12 protein-coding genes are annotated in these 18,555 nt (G+C 56.6%); 5 read left to right on the plus strand and 7 right to left on the minus strand.

The window, feature by feature from the left end; translation table 11 throughout:
* Positions 1-24 precede the first annotated feature (24 nt).
* Positions 25-390 carry an energy transducer TonB gene (locus tag ACFO5Q_RS00905; protein WP_068150858.1) on the plus strand — a complete coding sequence of 122 codons (366 nt, stop codon included), beginning with the start codon at positions 25-27 and terminating at the stop codon, positions 388-390.
* A 105-nt stretch (positions 391-495) separates the two neighbouring features.
* Here the strand turns inward: ACFO5Q_RS00905 and ACFO5Q_RS00910 are convergent, their stop codons facing one another.
* The 3 genes from ACFO5Q_RS00910 to ACFO5Q_RS00920 form a co-directional block, all read right to left on the minus strand.
* Positions 496-1,653, minus strand: a complete 1,158-nt coding sequence (locus ACFO5Q_RS00910) for a DUF547 domain-containing protein (protein WP_197421228.1) — start codon at positions 1,651-1,653, stop codon at positions 496-498.
* A gap of 230 nt (positions 1,654-1,883) precedes the next feature.
* Positions 1,884-3,512: an L-aspartate oxidase gene (nadB, locus tag ACFO5Q_RS00915; protein ID WP_068150863.1), complete on the minus strand. Its 1,629-nt coding sequence runs from the start codon at positions 3,510-3,512 to the stop codon at positions 1,884-1,886.
* Positions 3,509-4,456: an ABC transporter ATP-binding protein gene (locus ACFO5Q_RS00920; RefSeq protein ID WP_068150867.1), complete on the minus strand. Its 948-nt coding sequence runs from the start codon at positions 4,454-4,456 to the stop codon at positions 3,509-3,511. Before ACFO5Q_RS00920 ends, nadB begins: the two co-directional genes overlap by 4 nt.
* 160 nt (positions 4,457-4,616) lie before the next feature.
* Between ACFO5Q_RS00920 and ACFO5Q_RS00925 the strand changes: the two genes are divergently transcribed.
* The 4 genes from ACFO5Q_RS00925 to ACFO5Q_RS00940 all read left to right on the plus strand — a co-directional run bounded on the left by ACFO5Q_RS00925 (position 4,617) and on the right by ACFO5Q_RS00940 (position 9,971).
* Positions 4,617-4,799: a zinc-finger domain-containing protein gene (locus ACFO5Q_RS00925; RefSeq protein ID WP_068150869.1), complete on the plus strand. Its 183-nt coding sequence runs from the start codon at positions 4,617-4,619 to the stop codon at positions 4,797-4,799.
* A 55-nt stretch (positions 4,800-4,854) separates the two neighbouring features.
* Entirely contained in the window at positions 4,855-7,641 is a 2,787-nt protein-coding gene (polA, locus tag ACFO5Q_RS00930) for a DNA polymerase I (RefSeq protein ID WP_068150872.1), read from the plus strand.
* A gap of 265 nt (positions 7,642-7,906) precedes the next feature.
* A complete protein-coding gene (locus tag ACFO5Q_RS00935) occupies positions 7,907-8,659 on the plus strand; it encodes an alpha/beta hydrolase (RefSeq protein ID WP_068150875.1) in 753 nt (250 codons plus the stop codon).
* 127 nt (positions 8,660-8,786) lie between these two features.
* Positions 8,787-9,971 (plus strand): multidrug effflux MFS transporter, encoded by a 1,185-nt coding sequence (locus ACFO5Q_RS00940; RefSeq protein ID WP_068150878.1) that lies wholly within the window; start codon positions 8,787-8,789, stop codon positions 9,969-9,971.
* Between the two features lie 44 nt (positions 9,972-10,015).
* Here the strand turns inward: ACFO5Q_RS00940 and ACFO5Q_RS00945 are convergent, their stop codons facing one another.
* The 4 genes from ACFO5Q_RS00945 to ACFO5Q_RS00960 form a co-directional block, all read right to left on the minus strand.
* On the minus strand, positions 10,016-11,464 hold the full coding sequence (locus ACFO5Q_RS00945) for an inorganic phosphate transporter (RefSeq protein WP_082720019.1): 1,449 nt from the start codon (positions 11,462-11,464) through the stop codon (positions 10,016-10,018).
* A gap of 186 nt (positions 11,465-11,650) precedes the next feature.
* On the minus strand, positions 11,651-14,188 hold the full coding sequence (locus ACFO5Q_RS00950) for a TonB-dependent receptor (RefSeq protein ID WP_068150884.1): 2,538 nt from the start codon (positions 14,186-14,188) through the stop codon (positions 11,651-11,653).
* 604 nt (positions 14,189-14,792) lie between these two features.
* Positions 14,793-17,462: a TonB-dependent receptor domain-containing protein gene (locus ACFO5Q_RS00955; RefSeq protein WP_068150888.1), complete on the minus strand. Its 2,670-nt coding sequence runs from the start codon at positions 17,460-17,462 to the stop codon at positions 14,793-14,795.
* A 157-nt stretch (positions 17,463-17,619) separates the two neighbouring features.
* Positions 17,620-18,048 carry a hypothetical protein gene (locus ACFO5Q_RS00960; RefSeq protein ID WP_068150893.1) on the minus strand — a complete coding sequence of 143 codons (429 nt, stop codon included), beginning with the start codon at positions 18,046-18,048 and terminating at the stop codon, positions 17,620-17,622.
* Positions 18,049-18,555 lie beyond the last annotated feature (507 nt).

Here is an 18,555-nt window from a genome sequence, read left to right on the forward strand (position 1 = left end):
CGGCACAGTAGTGAGTATACCCAAATGTTTGTTACCAACGCCCTTAAATCTGCCGTTGTGGCGGCAACAGTCCTGGTCGCCGTCAGCTCTCAGGTGACAGCCGCCGACACCATGCAAAGCTGGAAAGTCGCCCTGCTGCGTGCCGTCTCCCAGAACCAGAGCTACCCTCGTGCCGCACTGATGCGCGAAATCGAAGGCAAAGCCAAAGTCCGCCTGATCGTCGCGGCAGATGGCACCATCACAGCCCATGAAATTCTTGAAGCCACCGGCCAGGACCTTCTGGACCGTGAAATCCCGAAACTGGTTGCCAAGCTGAACCCGCTTCCAGCGCTGCCGGAAGGCCAGACCGACATGAAAATCGTTCTGCCACTTGAGTGGGCGCTGCAATAAAGCGGTAGCCTACGGGCACAAATGATTAAGGCCCCGCCCGGTGTTCCGGGTGGGGCCTTTTTTCATACCGTACAGATCGCGGCACGGCAGGAGGTCAGGCAAGGATCACTCCGGCGAAGAAGAGCCAATTTCCTCAACGCTGACCTCGCCTTCCTTACCTGAACGCCGACGTTCCTCTATCGTCTTCAGATATTCGACAACATGAATAGGGAACCTGCCGCCATACTGGCTCTGTCCCTGCAGGTATGGTGTGACCCCGGCTGCAAACACGGCTCCATCATTTGCGACGTATGACGTCGGGCCAAAGTGGCCTTCGGCCGACGTCCCATCATCTCCCGCTGAGCGAATGGCGCCTAAAAGCGCTGCAGGGTTGGTGCTGACAGAGGTTCCGCGCCCCTTGTAACCGTTATAGATATCCGCAATGCCATAGTTGGTGATGCTCGGTGCAAACCGCGACGCCGATTTGACTCGTTCCTGGTAAACGTCATCCGCATAGCGCCGTAGGTGCCGCCGCAGATCCGCATCCCAGTTAGGAAACAGATCCCGGTTGACCTCATAGAGGTGCGAGACCTTCATCAGGCGGTCACGCCGATGCATGCCCCGGTTCGAATTGACGAACTCTTCGGCATTGTCCGTGAGCTGCGCCATAACACGCGGGCCCTCAAAGGCCTCGGGGCGAATGTTGGGCCCCCCGGCAAAGCCCTGGAACAGGCCGTACATAACGAGCGGGTTCCGGTATTTGGGCACCAGAATCTTGTGGTGGATGTCGTTGAGCGATAACGGCACACCGGCAACCTTCAATATCTTCTGGTCCCATATCGAACGGCTGCCACTGTAGTGGCGCTTCAAACGCGTTTCGGGATAGATGGTGGCAATCTGTTCGATCACCGTCACATTATAAAGGTTAAGCCAATAGGCCAGTTGTTCGTCCCGGGACAGCATCTTGAGCGGCAAAGTGTCCGGCACGGCTTCAAGACTTTTTCTGATGGCAATCAGAACGGCCAGGTTTCGGTCTTCCTCAAAGGCGGAGAACATCACGCGGTTGCCTTCAAGCGAATAGTGGCTGTTTGAAGCCCGGATGATATGCGATGCCGCCGCCGGCTGCGCCCGCGAGCCCCGTGACCGGTCCGAACGCCCTGCCTCCAGTACCACCGCCTCTAAGACCTGGCTCAGGTCATCATACCGGATGCTCAAGATCGAGGCAGGATCATCCCCCCGGAACGGAGTCGGTACATGCGTTTCATCGGCAGCTATCGCGGGCATGGACAGCCCAAGAAACAACACGCAAAGCGCGGAAAAAAATACACGAAATCTAAGAATAAATGCCTCCCCTGACATGATGGGAGGCCAAACCGAACGCCAGCCCCCCTAATCTTTAGGACAGGGAGGCGAAAGCAATTCCTCAGCAAAACTTAGGAAATAAGTTCAGCAGTTCGGTAAAACCCGCCAAGGGGTATCACTTTCGTCCCTATAGGGGAGCAATTGGTTTTCATCTACGCAACCCGGTCCGAGACCGCATGCCCGAACGGGATCAATGTGGTGTCACGCGGCTCGTCGGCAAGCTTCGGGTAGTCAGCCGTAAAGTGCAGCCCACGGGATTCCTTGCGCATCTGGGCGGACCGCACGATCAGGTCGGCCACCGTCACAAGGTTCCTGAGCTCCAGAAGATCTGCCGTAACCCGGAAGTTACCGTAATATTCCTGGATTTCCGCAGCCAAGAGATCCACCCGCCGTTTGGCGCGCGCCAAACGCTTGTCGGTGCGCACGATGCCCACATAGTCCCACATGAAGCGGCGAAGCTCCTTCCAGTTGTGGGTCACGACAACCATCTCGTCACTGTCCGATACCTGGCTTTCGTCCCAATCGCGGGCGATAGCCGCAGACGGCAGATCATCAATCTTGTCCAGAATATCATCAGCCGCCGCATTGCCGAGCACCAGACATTCAAGAAGACTGTTGGAGGCCATGCGGTTGGCGCCGTGCAGCCCGGTGTGGGAGCATTCCCCGGCGGCATAGAGCCGGTCGAGCCCAGTGCGCGCGTGCATATCCACATGGATACCGCCACAGGTATAGTGGGCCGCCGGCACCACCGGAATCCAGTCCTTGGTGATGTCGATGCCAAGCCCCAAACAGTGGCGGTAGATGGTCGGGAAATGCGAAATGACGAAATCCGCATCCTTGTGGGTGATATCAAGCCACACGCATTCCTCACCCGTACGTTTCATCTCACTGTCGATCGCGCGGGCGACAATGTCACGCGGCGCAAGTTCCTCGCGCTTGTCATAGCCGGGCATGAAGCGCGTACCGTCCTTCAGCCTCAGGACCGCTCCTTCACCGCGCATGGCTTCCGTGATCAGGAAGGTCTTGGCATCAGGGTGATAAAGGCAGGTCGGGTGGAACTGGTTAAACTCCATGTTCGTAACCCGGCACCCCGCGCGCCACGCCATGGCGATACCGTCACCGGTGGAAGCATCAGGGTTCGAGCTATAGAGATAGACCCGGCTGGCGCCCCCGGATGCGATGATGGTCGCGCGCGCAGAGAAAGTCTCAACGCGGCCTTTTTCCAAGTTCAGCACATAAACGCCGTGCGCCTGATCATCATAGCTACCTGGGTTCTTCAGGTGCCGGTTGGTGATCACGTCGATAGCGATATGATGCTCATACACATCGATATTGGGCTCATCCAGCACGCGCTGGTTCAACGTCTTCTGCACCGCCTTGCCAGTGGCGTCCGCTGCATGGATGATCCGCCGGTGGCTGTGGCCGCCTTCGCGTGTCAGATGATAGTCATAGCCGTCTTCGTGAACCGAATTCGCCCTGTCAAACTCGACACCCAGGTTGATCAGGCTCTCAATCGCATCCCGACCCCGTTCGACCACAAACCGAACGGCTTCTTCGTCACAAAGGCCCGCGCCCGCCACAAGCGTGTCGTCAATATGGCTCTGGATACTGTCAGTGGCTTCAAGCACGGCCGCGATGCCGCCCTGCGCCCAGCGCGTGGACCCGCCTGACATCTCGCCTTTCGAGAGAACAGCAACGCGCATATGGGGGGCAAGCTTCAGCGCCGCCGTCAGACCCGCCGCGCCAGAGCCTACAATCACTACATCATAGATGCGTCTCATTCCGCTGCGTCCTTCGCCTTGCTGCTGGTGAGCTGCAGAAAGATGTCCTCAAGGTCTGTCTCGTTGGTGGAAATATCGGTAATTGTCAGCCCGGCTTCCTGTACCGCGGCCAGAACTTGGCCGACATTGGCTGTTGCCTGGCTGATCTGCACCGCCAGCTTGTGGTCGCCGCGCACGTCGCTGTTGAAGGGTTTGAGCACATCCGGCACGCCCGAGAGCTTCTCGGACACAGAGATGACAATCTCCTTTTCGTCGATGCGCTTCAGAAGCTGGTCCGTTGGCTCACAGCAAACCACATCACCATGGTTGATGATGGCGATGGTGTCGCAAAGCTCTTCAGCTTCTTCCAGATAATGGGTGGTCAGCACAATGGTAGTGCCGCGCTTATGGAGCTCGCGCACATATTCCCACAGCATTTGCCGAAGTTCGATATCCACACCGGCCGTCGGCTCATCCAGCACCAGGATTGGCGGGTTATGCACCATGGCCTTGGCGATCAGGAGCCGCCGTTTCATGCCACCAGACAGCGTGCGCGAATAAGCGTCGGCCTTGTCAAACAGATGCACCGCCTTCAAGAGTTCTTCGGTGCGGCGCTCTTCCTTGGGCACGCCATACATGCCAGCCTGCACCTCCAGCATCTCGCGCGGGGTGAAGAAGGCATCAAATGTCAGTTCCTGCGGCACGATACCGATATTGGCGCGCGCGTTCCGTGGGTTGTCGTCAATGTCGAAGCCCCAGATTTTGGCGCTGCCTTCGGTTTTGTTAACAAGGCCCGCGAGAATATTGATGGTGGTGGACTTGCCGGCACCGTTCGGCCCCAGAAGGCCAAACATGGACCCCTGCGGGATATCGAGATCGATCCCCTTCAGGGCCAGCTTGCCGCCGCCTTTCTTGCCACCGTAAACCTTTTTCAGTCCCCTGATTTCAATCGCGTTTTTTGTCACAAATCGATCCTGCTTATTTTTGCGTCCGACAATATTACCGTCTTTTCGGACATTGTACCACGCTGCCGCTTGTTCGCGGGGCTCACCCCCGCTATATAAGGCTAAATCCCAATTTGAGTTGGGGCAAATTCAACCAGACCCAAGCCAAAAGAGACGCATCATGACGGCAGACGCACCCGAAACAAAACTGGTCTCCACCAAAAAAGTCGCCTGCGACGGCGACGAAGGCGCCCTCGGCCACCCACGTGTATATCTGACGATGGACGACGAAGGCAAAGTAGAATGCCCATATTGTGATCGACTTTATATTCTGCAAGGCGGTCCGTCAGACAAATCTAAGTGATCTGACTGCCTTTTTTCTTATCTGACCGCCAAACAAATTTATTCCGGAAAGCCATATGCCCGAACACACAGATCAACAGAAACACCTCTATCTGATCGACGGTTCGGGCTATATCTTCCGCGCCTATCATGCGATGGCCTATTCAAAGCGCCCGCTGACACGCGCTGACGGTACGCCCGTGGGCGCCGTGTATGGCTTCTCCAACATGATCATGAAGCTTTTGCGCGACCTTTCAGACGCGGAGCGACCAAGCCACCTGGCAGTGATCTTCGACGCGTCAGGGCGGACATTCCGGAATGATATCTACCCGGACTATAAAGCGCACCGGCCGCCGGCACCCGAAGACCTTGTGCCCCAATTCCCGATCATCCGGGAAGCCACTGAAGCCTTCGGCCTGCCCTCGATCGAGATGCTGGGCTATGAGGCCGATGACCTGATCGCCACCTACACCAAGCAGGCGCGCGAAAAAGGCTGGAAGGTCACCATCGTCAGTTCTGACAAGGACCTGATGCAGCTTCTGGACGCTGAGACCGACATGTTCGACACCATGAAGAACAAGCGGACACGCGCCGAAGACGTACCGGAAAAATTCGGCGTCGGGCCGGATAAAGTTGTTGATGTTCAATCACTTGCGGGTGACAGCGCGGACAATGTACCGGGCGTGCCCGGCATTGGTGTCAAGACCGCCGCCCAGCTGATTGAAGAATTTGGCGACCTGGACACGCTCCTTGAACGCGCGGGCGAGATCAAGCAGAACAAGCGCCGCGAAAACCTGATCGAATTCGCGGACCAAGCCCGCGTCAGCCGCCAGCTGGTGACGCTGGAGCGCGACGTGCCGATCGAAGTTGGACTCGATAGCTTCGAGGTCAAGGACCCTGACCCCGCAACACTTGTTGAGTTCCTCGACGCACAGGATTTCCGGTCCCTGAAGGCAAAGGTCATCAGCGCCTGGGACGGCGACATCCCTGAGGATATGGTCACAGAAGCCGTGACGGTTGAAAAGGCGGCTTACGAGTGTGTGACGGACATGGACACACTGAAGGCCTGGATCAAAAAAGCCTATGACGTTGGCTATGTGGCGGTTGACACCGAAACCACAGGCCTTAACCCGGCCAAGGCGGACCTGGTGGGCATATCCCTGTCATGCGAGCCCGGCAAGGCCTGTTATATCCCGGTAGGACACGGCACCAACAGCGACGACCTGCTGGCGGAAGTGCCGAAGCAGATCGCGAAAGCGGATGCGGTTGATGTACTGAAGCCACTCATGGAAGACCCGTCGGTCCTGAAGATTGGCCAGAACCTCAAGTATGATATGTCGATCCTGGCGCGCGAAGGCATCACCCTTCACCCCATCGACGACACCATGCTGATGTCCTACGCGCTGGACGCGGGCGTTCACGGCCACGGCATGGACGAGCTGGCGAGCATCCACCTGGACATGACCCCCATCAGCTTCAAGGAAGTGGCTGGCACGGGCAAGAACCAGATCACCTTCGACAAGGTGCCGCTTGATAAGGCGACCGACTATGCAGCTGAGGACGCGGACATCACGCTTCGTCTCTGGCACGTGCTGAAGCCGCGCCTGGCAAAGGAAAAAGTCACTACCGTTTACGAGACCCTTGAGCGCCCGATGGCGGCTGTGCTTTCGGCCATGGAACGCGAGGGCATCAAGGTGGACGGCAGCGTCCTCAACAAGCTGTCGAACGAATTTGCCGTGGGCATCGAACGGCTCGACCGCGAAATCCAGGACCTTGCGGGCCGCCCCTTTAACGTGAACTCGCCCAAGCAGTTGGGCGAAGTGCTGTTTGACGACATGGGGCTTGAAGGCGGAAAAAAATCGAAGAAAACCGGCGCCTGGCAGACGAACGTGGATGTGCTGGAAAAGCTTGCGGCTGAAGGCCACGAACTACCTGCCAAGGTCATGGAATATCGTCAGTTTTCCAAACTGAAGAGCACCTATACAGACGCGCTTCAAAATGAAGTGAACCCGCGCACGGGCCGCGTGCACACCAGCTATCATCTGGCGGCAACCACCACCGGACGCCTGTCGTCAAATGACCCGAACCTTCAGAATATCCCGATCCGCACCGAAGAAGGCCGCAAGATCCGCCGGGCGTTTGTGCCAGAGGACGGCAATATCCTGATCGCTGCTGACTATAGCCAGATCGAGCTTCGCGTGCTGGCGCACATGGCGGATATCGACGCGCTCAAGAAAGCATTCGCCGACGGCACGGACATTCATGCCATGACTGCAAGTGAGGTGTTCGGCGTGCCGATTGAAGGCATGGACCCGATGGTCCGCCGGCAGGCCAAGGCAATCAATTTCGGCATCATCTACGGCATTTCCGCTTTCGGGCTGGCCCGCCAGCTGGGCATCAGCCGCACGGACGCCCAGGGCTATATCGACGCTTATTTCGAGCGTTTCCCGGGCATCCGCCACTATATGGACACGACCATCGATTTCGCCCGCGAACACGGCTATGTGGAAACCCTGTTCGGCCGCAAATGCCACATCACGGCGCTTGCGGACAAGAACCCGATGAAGCGCGGCTTTGGTGAACGGGCGGCAATCAACGCGCCGATCCAGGGCACTGCCGCGGACATTCTGCGCCGGGCGATGGTGCGCATGCCTGGGGCGCTTGAAGAAAATGGCCTCACGGACGTGAAGATGCTCTTGCAGGTGCACGATGAACTGGTGTTTGAAGCCCCCGAAGGCCGCGACGAAGCCGCGATTCCGGTGATTGAGGACATCATGGCAAACGCCTGCCAGCCGGTGCTGGAGCTTTCGGTGCCGCTGGTGGTCGACAGCGGCATCGGCAAGAACTGGCAAGAAGCGCACTAAGCGCTACTCCCAATCCAGAAACGGGCACACATAGGGGCACCATAGTGCCCCTGTGGCACAAAAGGGCACACCCATAGGGCCCAAAAGTGCCCTAAACAGATCAACCAGACATTATAAAACACCGGACGAAATCCCCTTGGCCGATTCCATTGATCAAAACCTGCACGGGTATGGTCGATCATCGCACATTGTTGACATGTTATAATATTTCACATACCTTCCTCCAGGTAGTGTGTGCCTTACCTTAACACTGTGAGGGGGTTTCATGCGTTTCCTGCTTTTCATCCTTTGTCTGGTTTGCACCAGCACCGCCGCCATGGCTGGGCAACTTTCCGCCAATATCCGTATCGCCAGTAAGCACCTGGGGTACCACCTGCAATATTGGGTTTATTATCCCACAGGCGTTAAGACCACAGACAAACTGCCAACCTTATATCTGGCAGATGGACAGCTGTATCTGGAATACGGCAAACTGCACGGCCTGATCGATAAAGAAATCAAAGCAGGGCGGATCAAACCCATCATTGCTGTTTTCATCGACCCACGTGACCCGACCTACCAACAAAATAACCGCCGCGCTCATGAATTTGTCTGCAACCCGGACTATGTGAATTTCTTCAAGGATGAATTGATCCCGGCCGTGGAGCGCCAATTCCCCGTTAGTACCAGACGCGAAGATAGAGTGATCGCTGGCCTGTCTCTGGGTGGCCTGAACGCTGGCTGTTTCGGTCTGATGGCATCAGATAAATTTTCAGGCATCGCCATGCAATCCCCTGCCTATTATCCCTTCTCGGATTTGAAGGAAAGATATGAAGCCGCCCCTGTGCAGCCCATCAAAATTTTCTTCAGCGTGGGCAGAAAGGAAACAAGCAACACCTCAGCACGCCGACTACGCAAGGTGCTTGACGACAAGGGTTACGATTTGATCTACCGCGAAGTTCATCATCGGCACGACTGGAAAAACTGGGGGCCGCTGCAGGACGATATTCTGCGTACCTTCTTCGCCCCTGCCCGGTGATGTTGCGCTGATCGCGACATGGTGTTGCCGCATGCGCGCTTGAGGATATATCCAGAAGCATGCTAGGCCTTTACCGTCGGTCATGCCTTCGGTGTGGCCGGTCCCTGTTTCATACCATGAGTGCCCGATGATACTGAGCAGCAAAAATACAGTCGGCCTGGCGCTGATCCTGGGCAGCGTCACGGCGATGACGCCGCTTGCGGTTGATATGTACCTGCCTGCCTTCCCCACCATTGCCGAGGACCTGAAAGCCCCGCCTGCGGGCGTGCAGCTCTCGCTGACATCCTTCTTCATCGGGCTTGCGGTTGGCCAGCTATGCTATGGCCCGGCGGCGGACAAGTTCGGCCGCAAGATACCTCTGCTTGTTGGCCTCATGATCGCTGTGTTGGCGTCGCTTCTGTGCGCCACAGCCCCCACCATCGATGCGCTGATCGTCTACCGCTTCCTGCAGGCGCTGGGTGTGTGTTCGGGCGCCGTGATCGCGCGCGCCATCGTCCGGGATGTTTTCGAACCCCGCGAAGGGGCGCGCTTCTTTTCGCTTCTGATGGCCATCATGGGTGTCGCCCCGATCCTGGCGCCCCTGGCGGGGGCAGTTGTGGCCAGCACACTGGGCTGGCCCTGGATTTTTAACCTGATCAGCGCCTTCGGCTTTTTGGCCCTGATCGCGACAGCCCTTCTTTTGCCCGAAACCCATGCAGGCAATTCAGGCGTCCGGTTCAGCCGCGCCTTCCATACCTATGCCGATATCCTAAAGAACCGGTCTTTCCTGAAGTATGCGCTCGCGGGCGGCATCGCCAATGCCGGCATGTTCGCCTATATCGCCGGGGCCACCCTGGTGATCCAAGGCTATTACGGCATGTCAGCAGATTTCTTTGCAGTGGCCTTCGGCTCCAACGCCTTTGGCCTGATCGCGCTGACGCAGTTGAACCGGTATCTGCTGAAGCGGCATCCTTTTTCAGCCATCCTGAAGGTTGGCTTTACCATTCTGCTGGTGGCAGGGCTTGCGCTCTTGGTCGCAGGCGCGCTTGATGCGCCGCTCTATATCTTCCTGATGCCACTCTTTTTGTTCCTGGCGTCCCTGGGCATGGTTATGCCCAACAGCATGGCTGGTGCGCTGGCAACGGAAGATACGCGGGCTGGGGCTGCATCGGCCCTTTCGGGCGCGCTGACCTTTTCGTCCGCCTTTGTCTCGTCCGCCGTTGTCGGTATGGTCCCGGACAAGACCCCCCTGGCGCTTGCGTCCGTGATGGGCGCCTGCGCCGTGATCGCTTTCCTGGTGTCCCGCCTGCCGGAAAAGGTACCTCCCGAATAAAAAAGGCGGCCAAGGCCGCCCTTTCATGTCGTTATAGCCCGCCCCTAGAAGGCGTTTATCATGGCGTAGAAGAGTGCGGCAGACAAAAGACCAGAGGCCGGCACCGTAATCACCCAGGCTGCCGCAATGGTCAGAAGCTCACGCCGACGTACCAGGCGGCGATGCGCAATCTTCACTTCCTCAGAGCGGGTCAGGCGCCGCTTCTTGCTTTCGCGGCTGTTGAGATATTCCCGCAGGAAGCCCACGCCGAACACACCGCCCACAGCGATATGGGTTGAAGACACAGGCAGGCCAAGCCAGCTGGCTGCGATCACGGTGATAGCGGCAGACAGCGCCACACAGAAGGCCCGCATCTGGTTCAGCTTGGTGATTGTCTCACCCACCTTGCGGATCAGTTTCGGGCCATAAAGCAACAGGCCAATCGAAATCCCGATGGCACCGATAGCCATAACCCAGAACGGCAGGCTGACCTTGCCTGAGCCCATGTCAACCTGATGCGCTGCGCTGACGATGGCTGCCAGCGGGCCAACTGCGTTTGCCACATCATTGGCCCCATGCGCAAAAGACAGAAGCGCGGCTGAGCAAATAAGCGGAATGGTAAAGAGCTTGGCAACTGATTTCCGGCGGTTTTCAAGGCCGGCCGCAGCCCTTTTCACCAGCGGCTTGGTAATGGCCCAGACAAGCGCCGCAGAACCAAAACCGATCATCCACAGCATCGCCGTGTCTGCCTTCCAGATTTTCTTGAGGCCCTTCATCACCAGATACATGGAGAAAGCCCCGGCCATGATGCCCACGAGAACCGGCACCCAGGTTTCCGCAGCTGCGATCTTGTCTTCCTTATAAAGGATGTTCCTTTTGATGAAGAACAGGAACAGAGCTGCAATAAGCCCACCAAGAAGCGGGGAAATTACCCAGCTTGCCGCGATAGCGCCCATCTGGCCCCATTCCACGCTGGCGGCACCGGCAGCCGCAATACCCGCGCCCACGACACCACCGACGATCGAGTGTGTGGTGGAGACAGGCGCACCAAGCCAGGTGGCCAGGTTCAGCCACAAGGCGGCAGCCAGAAGCGCAGACATCATGGCCCAGATGAACGTCATCTGGTCAGCCATCGCGCTTGGGTCAATGATCCCTTTGCGAATGGTGGACACCACGTCCCCACCGGCAAGGAGCGCGCCTGCAGCTTCAAATACCGCTGCAATCACAAGGGCGCCAACCATTGTCAGCGCCTTGGAGCCCACAGCCGGGCCGATATTGTTCGCCACATCGTTGGCACCGATGTTCATCGCCATATAGCCGCCAATGACAGCTGCAGCGATCACGAAAATACCGGTAGAACCTTCGCTTTGGGTCATCGCCGTGTAGATCAACACGAGAACAAGGAACACAAGGGCAACCCCAAGGTTCTCGATGGAGCGGTTTTCTTTTGCCACGCCTTCGCGGAAGGCCTGGACCTTTTTCAGGTCTTTGTTCACCGGGTGGTTATTAACCATGGACGTTCCCTTTCCCTTCATTCTGTTGGCAAAGGTTTTCCAGAGCCCCAAACCTTTCCCTTGGGCGCTTATAGCAGGCTGTCACAAAAATGTAATGAAAATGTCACAAAGAGCCAGAGACAAAGGCATCGGCAAAAGAAAAGGGCGACCGAAGGCCGCCCTTTGCACAATCATATGATTGGTGTTTTAGAACTTGTAGCCAAGTGTTGCGCCGTACATCCGCGGTGGGTTGGCATAGGCATTCACTGTGCCCGGCTGGATCACGCCTGGGAAGGCACTCAGGTAGAACTCGTCGTTAAACAGGTTCCGGCCCCAAACAGTGAGGCTCAGGCCGTTTTCCCACTCAAGACCAGCGCTGGCGTTAAACAGGCTGACTTTACGGAACACGCCATCGACGTTGTCCACAACCTGGGTTTCGCTTTCATACTGCCAGTCACCGCGAACGAAGCCAGTCATGCTGTCACCCAGTTCGAAGAAGTAGGTTGCTGCGGCTGAGAGGCTTGTTTCGTGAATACCTGCTGGCTTTTCACCGGACAGGTCAATCACCGTGCTGTTCGGGCCAGCGGCACCTGGGAAGCTGTCATAGACAGGATCAAGGAACGTACCGGCGAAGCGGAACTCAAGGTTCTCCGTTGGTACCCAGGTCGCATCAATCTCAAGACCTTTAGTGGACTGCTTACCGGCGTTTGCCAGAACGAAGCCGGTGCCCTGGAAGATGTTGGACTGGAAGCCCTTGATGGTCTGGTCGAAGAGCGCGATGTTGATCGCCCCTTTCGAATAGCGTGCCTTGATACCGATCTCATAGACGGTCGAGTTTTCCGGACCGGCATAAAGCGTACCGTAGCTTTGGTTTGGCAGCGTCAGGCCAGCCGCTTCAAGTGCTGCCTGGTTAGCCGCAAACGGACGAGCATCCCGCGACAGGTTCCAGCTGGTGGACTTGAAGCCCGTGCCGGCGCTCAGGTAGACGTTGATGTTGTCGTTAACCTCATAGGACGCACGCGCCTGCCAGGTCACCTTGTCATCGTTAGTCTTGGCATCCTGAACCGAGTTCGGGAACGCCAGGAACTGCGGCTGGAACTGCAGCGCCTGCAGGCCCTGAAGTGCCGCCGTTACGCCGGACTGGATCGCAGCTGACGTGCCCGGTGCAACGCTTTCAATGAAAGCGATGTTCTCAGGCGTGGGTGCAAGACCGGTATTATCGGCAAAGGCCTGACCAAACAGGGCCGTCGGGATAAAGCCGCCGTTCACAGTGAACAGGTCGATGCTTGAGAAAGCGTCGCCATTAACGGTGCTGCCGGTAACGGTTTTCTTGTCCTTCGTATAGTTGATGCCGCCGGTCAGCGTCAGCCGGTCTGTGATATGCAGATCAAGCGATGCGAAAAGCGAGAAGGCCGTGTTGTCCTGGGTGAAGGTTTCCCGCGTCGCTGTATCGGCCGCGAAGAAAGAACCGGACGGCATGCCTGAGAGAAGCTCAAGCGTTGCCAGCGTACCCGGCGCACCTGTCAGGAAGTCGATATAGCTGCGGGTATCCGCACCGTATTTCAGGCCCTGGATCTGGGTGATGTCTTCTTTGAAGAAATACCCACCGACCATCCAGTCCAGCGTGTTCACGCCCGTGGAAGAGAGCCGAATTTCCTGGGTATAGGTGTCAATATCAGCGTCATTATAGGCGCTGTCCAGCAGCTCACCGCCCGTATAGTCAGGCTCGGTGTCGTTGAAGCTTTTGTTGCTGCGGTACGCCGAGATAGACGTCAGCGTAAAGCCTTCGAAATCAATATTAGCTTCGAGCGAGATGCCGCCGTCCTTGATTTCGTTCACCGGAACCTCGTTGATCGGCGACTGATATGCGAACGGGTCGCTGTCGTCGAGCACTTCACCGCCCAGAAGCTGGATAATGCCAGCTGTCGGGCCGTTGAGGACGTTGGTCACGCCGCAGCAAAGCTCGTCCAGTTCGTTATAGTCTGCAATCATGCGGACAGAAACAGTCTCGGACGGCTCCCACAGCGCCTGGCCACGAATGTGCCAGCGGTCGCGGTCGTTGATGTCGTCGATGTTCGGGTCGCTGGTTTCAATATAACCATCGCGCTTGTTCACACCGCCAGAGATGCTGACAGCGAATGTGTCGGTCAGGCCCGTGGTGTAGTAAGCCTTGATCTGGCGAGCGTCATAGTTGCCGTAAGTGGCCTCGATGCCACCTTCCGCTTCAAATGACGGCGCAGCGGTCACAATGCTGATCACACCCGCGGATGCGTTCTTGCCGAAAAGCGTACTTTGTGGGCCACGCAGGACCTCTACGCGTTGCAGGCGCGGCAGGTCGCCGATCTGGGCTGCAGAGCGGGAACGGTAAACACCGTCGATGAAAACACCAACAGAAGGCTCGATACCGGCGTTGTTGGCACCGTTACCAAAACCCCGGATCGCGAAGTTGGTGTTGGATGACGTCTGCAGCGTCCATACGCGGAGTGACGGCACAACAGACTGCATGTCCGAGATGTCCAGCATATGGGACTTCTCGATCGTGGCAGCGTCTGTCACGGATACAGCAATCGGCGTTTCCTGCAGCGTCTGAGGCCGCTTCTGCGCCGTTACCAAAATCTCTTCAAGTGAAAATTCGGAGTCGTTGTCCTGCGCTTGGGCAGAGAGGCTGGCTCCGGTCACGACAGCGGCGGCCGCAGCCGTCGTCATCAGAAATGCACGGGTTTTATGCCCTAAATTCTTGCTCATTGGTTTCCTTCCCATTCCCTTCGACTTTTGCTGAGACACATGAAAACCCTTTTTTCCTCTGATGTTTGTCTGGGGCACTTGTCTGGCAACAGTGCTCCCCTACATAGGAACCGGGCCCTCATGGCAAAAGCCAAGATCTTCACAATGCTTACGCTTACAGGTGGGAAAATAGCCGGATAGCGGTGGCCAGATGACCATGCCGCCGAGTTGCTCCCTTTTGTCCTCCCACAGTCAAATCATCCTGGCAAACCCAACCGATAATGTCGGCGCCTTCCTGAGCCAGATCTGATCTCCCGGTAATTGTGCCTCCTGATTTACGTTAACGTCAAGCGGTTCAAATCAGTTTTCTAAAGATTTCAGGTAATTGTGTAACGTCAAAACAACAATAGAAAGTCCCGGATATCCGCCATTTTCTTCTTGAACACCATAATTCCGTAACGTCAACCAGGCGCCTGAAACACCCGTTGCTGCTACCCGTCAAATGACTGGGCGGAGCCAACTTTTTTCATACCGTTTTCTGGCTTGGCGAATACTCCGATAAATACTCTGGCCTTAAACGGAAACCGGGGCGAAAGATTTCGCCCCGGTGTCTCTGTTTTACTTTTTAGAATGCTGCGGTCAGCTTCGCGTAGACCATTCGGCCACGCGGATCGTGTGTCCGCGATTCATAGCCCCCGTTTGTCGAAACATATGGTGGCTTCTTATCGAAGGCATTGATTACACCCACCTGGATGCTGGAGCCTTCACCACCATCGAACAGGCTGCCGATGTTGAAGGTATATTGAGCATCAACCGTGGTCATCGCACCGACGCGGCTTCCGGCATTCTGGTCGTCGTCCATACCGCCGATATGACGCACATAGAAGCGCAGGTCATGATCTTCTGTGGTCCAGGACACACCAGTGTTGAAACGCCAGCTTGGCGTTGGGCTGCCGAAGTTCGCGAAGTTTCGGTTGCCTGCACCGTCAACAGCACCGGCTTGTGGATCCACCAGGTCATACTTCAGGACATGCGTTGCCTCGAAGAATGGCTGGATGGTGCCATAGTCGGTGTCGAAAGCATAGCGAGCATTGACGTCGAAGCCTTGCGTTTTCACGCTGGAGGCATTCAGGAAGTCAACAATCACCATGATGATCGCGTTGGTGCCAGGGGCACGGATAACCCGGTCTGGGTCATCGCTGAAGCCGTTCACTACCGATTGCGAGTTCTCTTTGATGATCACGTCGGTAAAGCTGTAGTTCCAGTAGTCGACATCAACCGAAAGGCCGCTGTCGCCAGCATAGGACAGGCCAAAGTTCCAGGCCTTGCCAGTTTCCGGACGGATCGTCCGGCCGCCTTCTGGGGCAATCGCCCGAATCGCAGCGAACGCTGTACCACCGCTCGAGGGGTCAGAGACCTGCTCAAGCGATGTCGTACCGCCGGCCACCTGCAGCACGCTTGGTGCCCGGAAGCTGGTGGAGTAGCTACCGCGCAACGACAAGCTGTCGGTTGGACGATAGAGAAGCGAGACCTTCGGATCAGTGGTGCTGCCGATGTCGCCGCCATAGCTTTCATGACGCAGAGCAACAGACAGGTCCAGCTGGTCTGTGATCGGGATCAGTGATTCCGCGAAGATGCCAACAGCAGAACGGCCTTCGCTGAAGTCCGGGTTACCAACCAGGAACGCGAAACCGTCACTGTTCGAGACATCGTCATAATCACGACCCCAGAACTCGTTCCTGTACTGCATGCCCACCGCGATACCGATATCGCCCGCTGGCGTGGAGCCAAGCGTGCCAGACACTACCGCATCAAACACTTTGGTGTTCGAAGAACCGTCGATCACCTGGGTGCCGATGATATAGTCAAGCACTTCAGGGCTGTTTGGCAGCGTCGTGAAGCTGGATGCAAATGGGTTATAGAACAGACAGCCGTTCGCACCCGGTACACCGGCAGCAAGATCACAGCCGTCGCCACCGAAGCCCGCCAGCGCGCGCTGGAAGTTTGCAGTCAGTACGTCTTCTGTATTGATGACATACCTGTTGTCAGCGATGGTGAAGCCAACGTCGTAGCTCCAGACATCGTTGATGTCGCCTGTCAGCTCAACATTGAACCGGTAGGTGTCGGATGTGCTGAGGTTAGGTGATACCTCGCCGCCGTTACCGATGGCACGGCCGAGGAAAGTCACACCCTGACCGAACGGGTTCGCAGGATGGTAAGCTGGCACGCCAGCCTGGCCAAGTTGCAGGTATGGGAAGGTTGGCGAGTTACCGCGGATTGCTTCCGTTTCTGCCCAGCCGCCTTCAATACGCAATTGGTGGCTGTCCCCCAGTTCCTGGGTGATCACAGCATAAGCCTGCTTGCGCTCTTCTTCCGGTACCAGGCTGAAATAATCACCAAAGTCGAAACCACAGGTACCGATGCGGGCAACACCGATGTCCACGGCAACATTCGCCTGGCCGCCAAATTCTTCACAGCCCGTCGGGTCAATCACCGGAACCACCGCGCCAACAACGCCGATGATGGACGGCACATAATAAGCGCCTGGGTTACCCAGGACCGAGCTATCGTCCGAGACCTGGCTCAGGCGACGCTCCGCTGTGGTTAGTTGCGAACGGTCATAGTAGCTGAACGCACCCATGAAGTGGGTGGTGTCGTTGCCCCAACCGAATTTGGCCTGATAGAGCTTGTCGGACTGGCTGCCCTGATCCGTGAGCGTCTGATATTTGACAGATGCCTCAACGCCTTCGAAATCATCGTCGGTGATGAAGTTCACCACGCCGGCCACGGCGTCGGTACCGTAAATGGCGGCCGCGCCGTCTTTCACGATTTCAATCCGGCGAACAGCGATCTGCGGCACCAGCGAGCTGGTGTCGACAAAGGCGATACCGTCGTTTGTCACCGTACCGGCAACCACCTGACGGCGACCGTTCAGGAGCACCAGCGTTGAAGCCACACCGAGGCCGCGCAGGTTAAAGTTAGATGTACCCGTGGTGCCGTTCTGCGTAAAGGCATCCGGGTTGTTCTGAGCACCGTTGTTGATGGTCAGCGTCTGAACCAGGTCCGCCACGTTGCTGGCCCCGATCTGGTTCAGGTTTTCGGCGCCAATCACAGCAAGTGGTGATGGGCTGTTAAACTGTGATTTACCTTTAAGGTAGGTACCCGTAACAACTACTTCTTCGATGGTAAATTCATCGTCGCTTTCGTCCTGGGCCATAACTGCAGAGCCCGAGGCCAGGAAAGCAAGACAACCGGCCGTTAGCGCGGTTGATTTAAACAAGCGGTTCTGGCGCATGTTTCCCCTCCGTGATGTTTAATACAACTTCATTAGTCCTTCCCACTTATATGGGATAGGACGATTGCAAGAGGGGTCAAGTAATTAGCATCATTATTTACGGGATTTGATGAGGTGTTACTTTTTCACCACAGCCCAAAAATCTGGCATCCCCGGGTCAGTCTGGTTCAATCAGTGCCTGCTTGACGTAAATAGAGACCACGCCCGCACCCAGGCGCCGGTCGGCATAAGGGGTCAGATAGGCTTTCACGATATCAGGATTGATCGGGCGGCTGACACTGAAACGCTGGCGGGCCAGCACGGTCAGCGCGCTGTTGAAATCGGACCGGAGTTGCGGCAACCGGGTGCGGACAAATTCGTGCCCGCCACTCTGTTCAATAACCAGCACCAGATAGATAGTCACCTTCCCGCGCACGCGGCCACGCTCCAGCAGGGCCATGTTGAAAGGCTTCATCTCTATCTTGGGCTTGCCAAACTCCTGCAACTCCTCAGCTTCTTGTTCTTCTTCCTGCACAGCCTGAAGGGGCTGAGCCGCGAAGCCGAGCAGCGTGAACAGCAGCATGAAATAAACAGCCAATGAGCGCATATGGTCTTTATCCTTAAAAATCCCACCACAGCCAGCCGTATCAGGCTCCGGCCTTATAAGTGTAAGGCATAGTGTGTGAATATCGCCTGAATGACAATCGTAGAGCATGAATTAAATAAATGTCTCTATTTGCAACATAATTGCATATTGCGGCATTTATTGATGCAATATGCGATAAACGCACCTCCCGAAATGACTGTGAACTTCATTGTAAAACCATAAGCCATTGTTTCAAATTGATAATTTGAGAATTACAAAAAGTGGCACAGGGTTTGTATAGTATAGAGTACCTCTCGAGCAGGGGTGCGGGAATGGGTAAATTTATTTACTCGACCCCCAATCGTGCACCTGTTCCCGCCAACCCCGCCGAGGGAGGTTTTCTGATCCACAGCCGCGCAAACGTGCGGCTTTTTTTATGGCCTCCTGAAACATCAACGACGCCAAAGATCATGCGGCCGCAAAGTCACGCGGAACGACGGCATGAGGCTGAACCAGCTATCAGATGAC

Source organism: Kordiimonas lipolytica (assembly GCF_042651265.1).
Taxonomy (GTDB): Bacteria; Pseudomonadota; Alphaproteobacteria; order Sphingomonadales; family Kordiimonadaceae; genus Kordiimonas; species Kordiimonas lipolytica.

Excerpts from the sequence above, each read along its gene's own strand:
- ACFO5Q_RS00925 (WP_068150869.1), top strand. The coding sequence starts at position 4,617 with ATGACGGCAGACGCACCCGAAACAAAACTGGTCTCCACCAAAAAAGTC.
- ACFO5Q_RS00950 (WP_068150884.1), bottom strand. The coding sequence starts at position 14,188 with ATGAGCAAGAATTTAGGGCATAAAACCCGTGCATTTCTGATGACGACG.
- ACFO5Q_RS00910 (WP_197421228.1), bottom strand. The coding sequence starts at position 1,653 with ATGCCCGCGATAGCTGCCGATGAAACGCATGTACCGACTCCGTTCCGG.
- polA (WP_068150872.1), top strand. The coding sequence starts at position 4,855 with ATGCCCGAACACACAGATCAACAGAAACACCTCTATCTGATCGACGGT.
- ACFO5Q_RS00935 (WP_068150875.1), top strand. The coding sequence starts at position 7,907 with ATGCGTTTCCTGCTTTTCATCCTTTGTCTGGTTTGCACCAGCACCGCC.
- ACFO5Q_RS00905 (WP_068150858.1), top strand. The coding sequence starts at position 25 with ATGTTTGTTACCAACGCCCTTAAATCTGCCGTTGTGGCGGCAACAGTC.
- ACFO5Q_RS00960 (WP_068150893.1), bottom strand. The coding sequence starts at position 18,048 with ATGCGCTCATTGGCTGTTTATTTCATGCTGCTGTTCACGCTGCTCGGC.
- ACFO5Q_RS00955 (WP_068150888.1), bottom strand. The coding sequence starts at position 17,462 with ATGCGCCAGAACCGCTTGTTTAAATCAACCGCGCTAACGGCCGGTTGT.
- ACFO5Q_RS00945 (WP_082720019.1), bottom strand. The coding sequence starts at position 11,464 with ATGGTTAATAACCACCCGGTGAACAAAGACCTGAAAAAGGTCCAGGCC.
- nadB (WP_068150863.1), bottom strand. The coding sequence starts at position 3,512 with ATGAGACGCATCTATGATGTAGTGATTGTAGGCTCTGGCGCGGCGGGT.
- ACFO5Q_RS00940 (WP_068150878.1), top strand. The coding sequence starts at position 8,787 with ATGATACTGAGCAGCAAAAATACAGTCGGCCTGGCGCTGATCCTGGGC.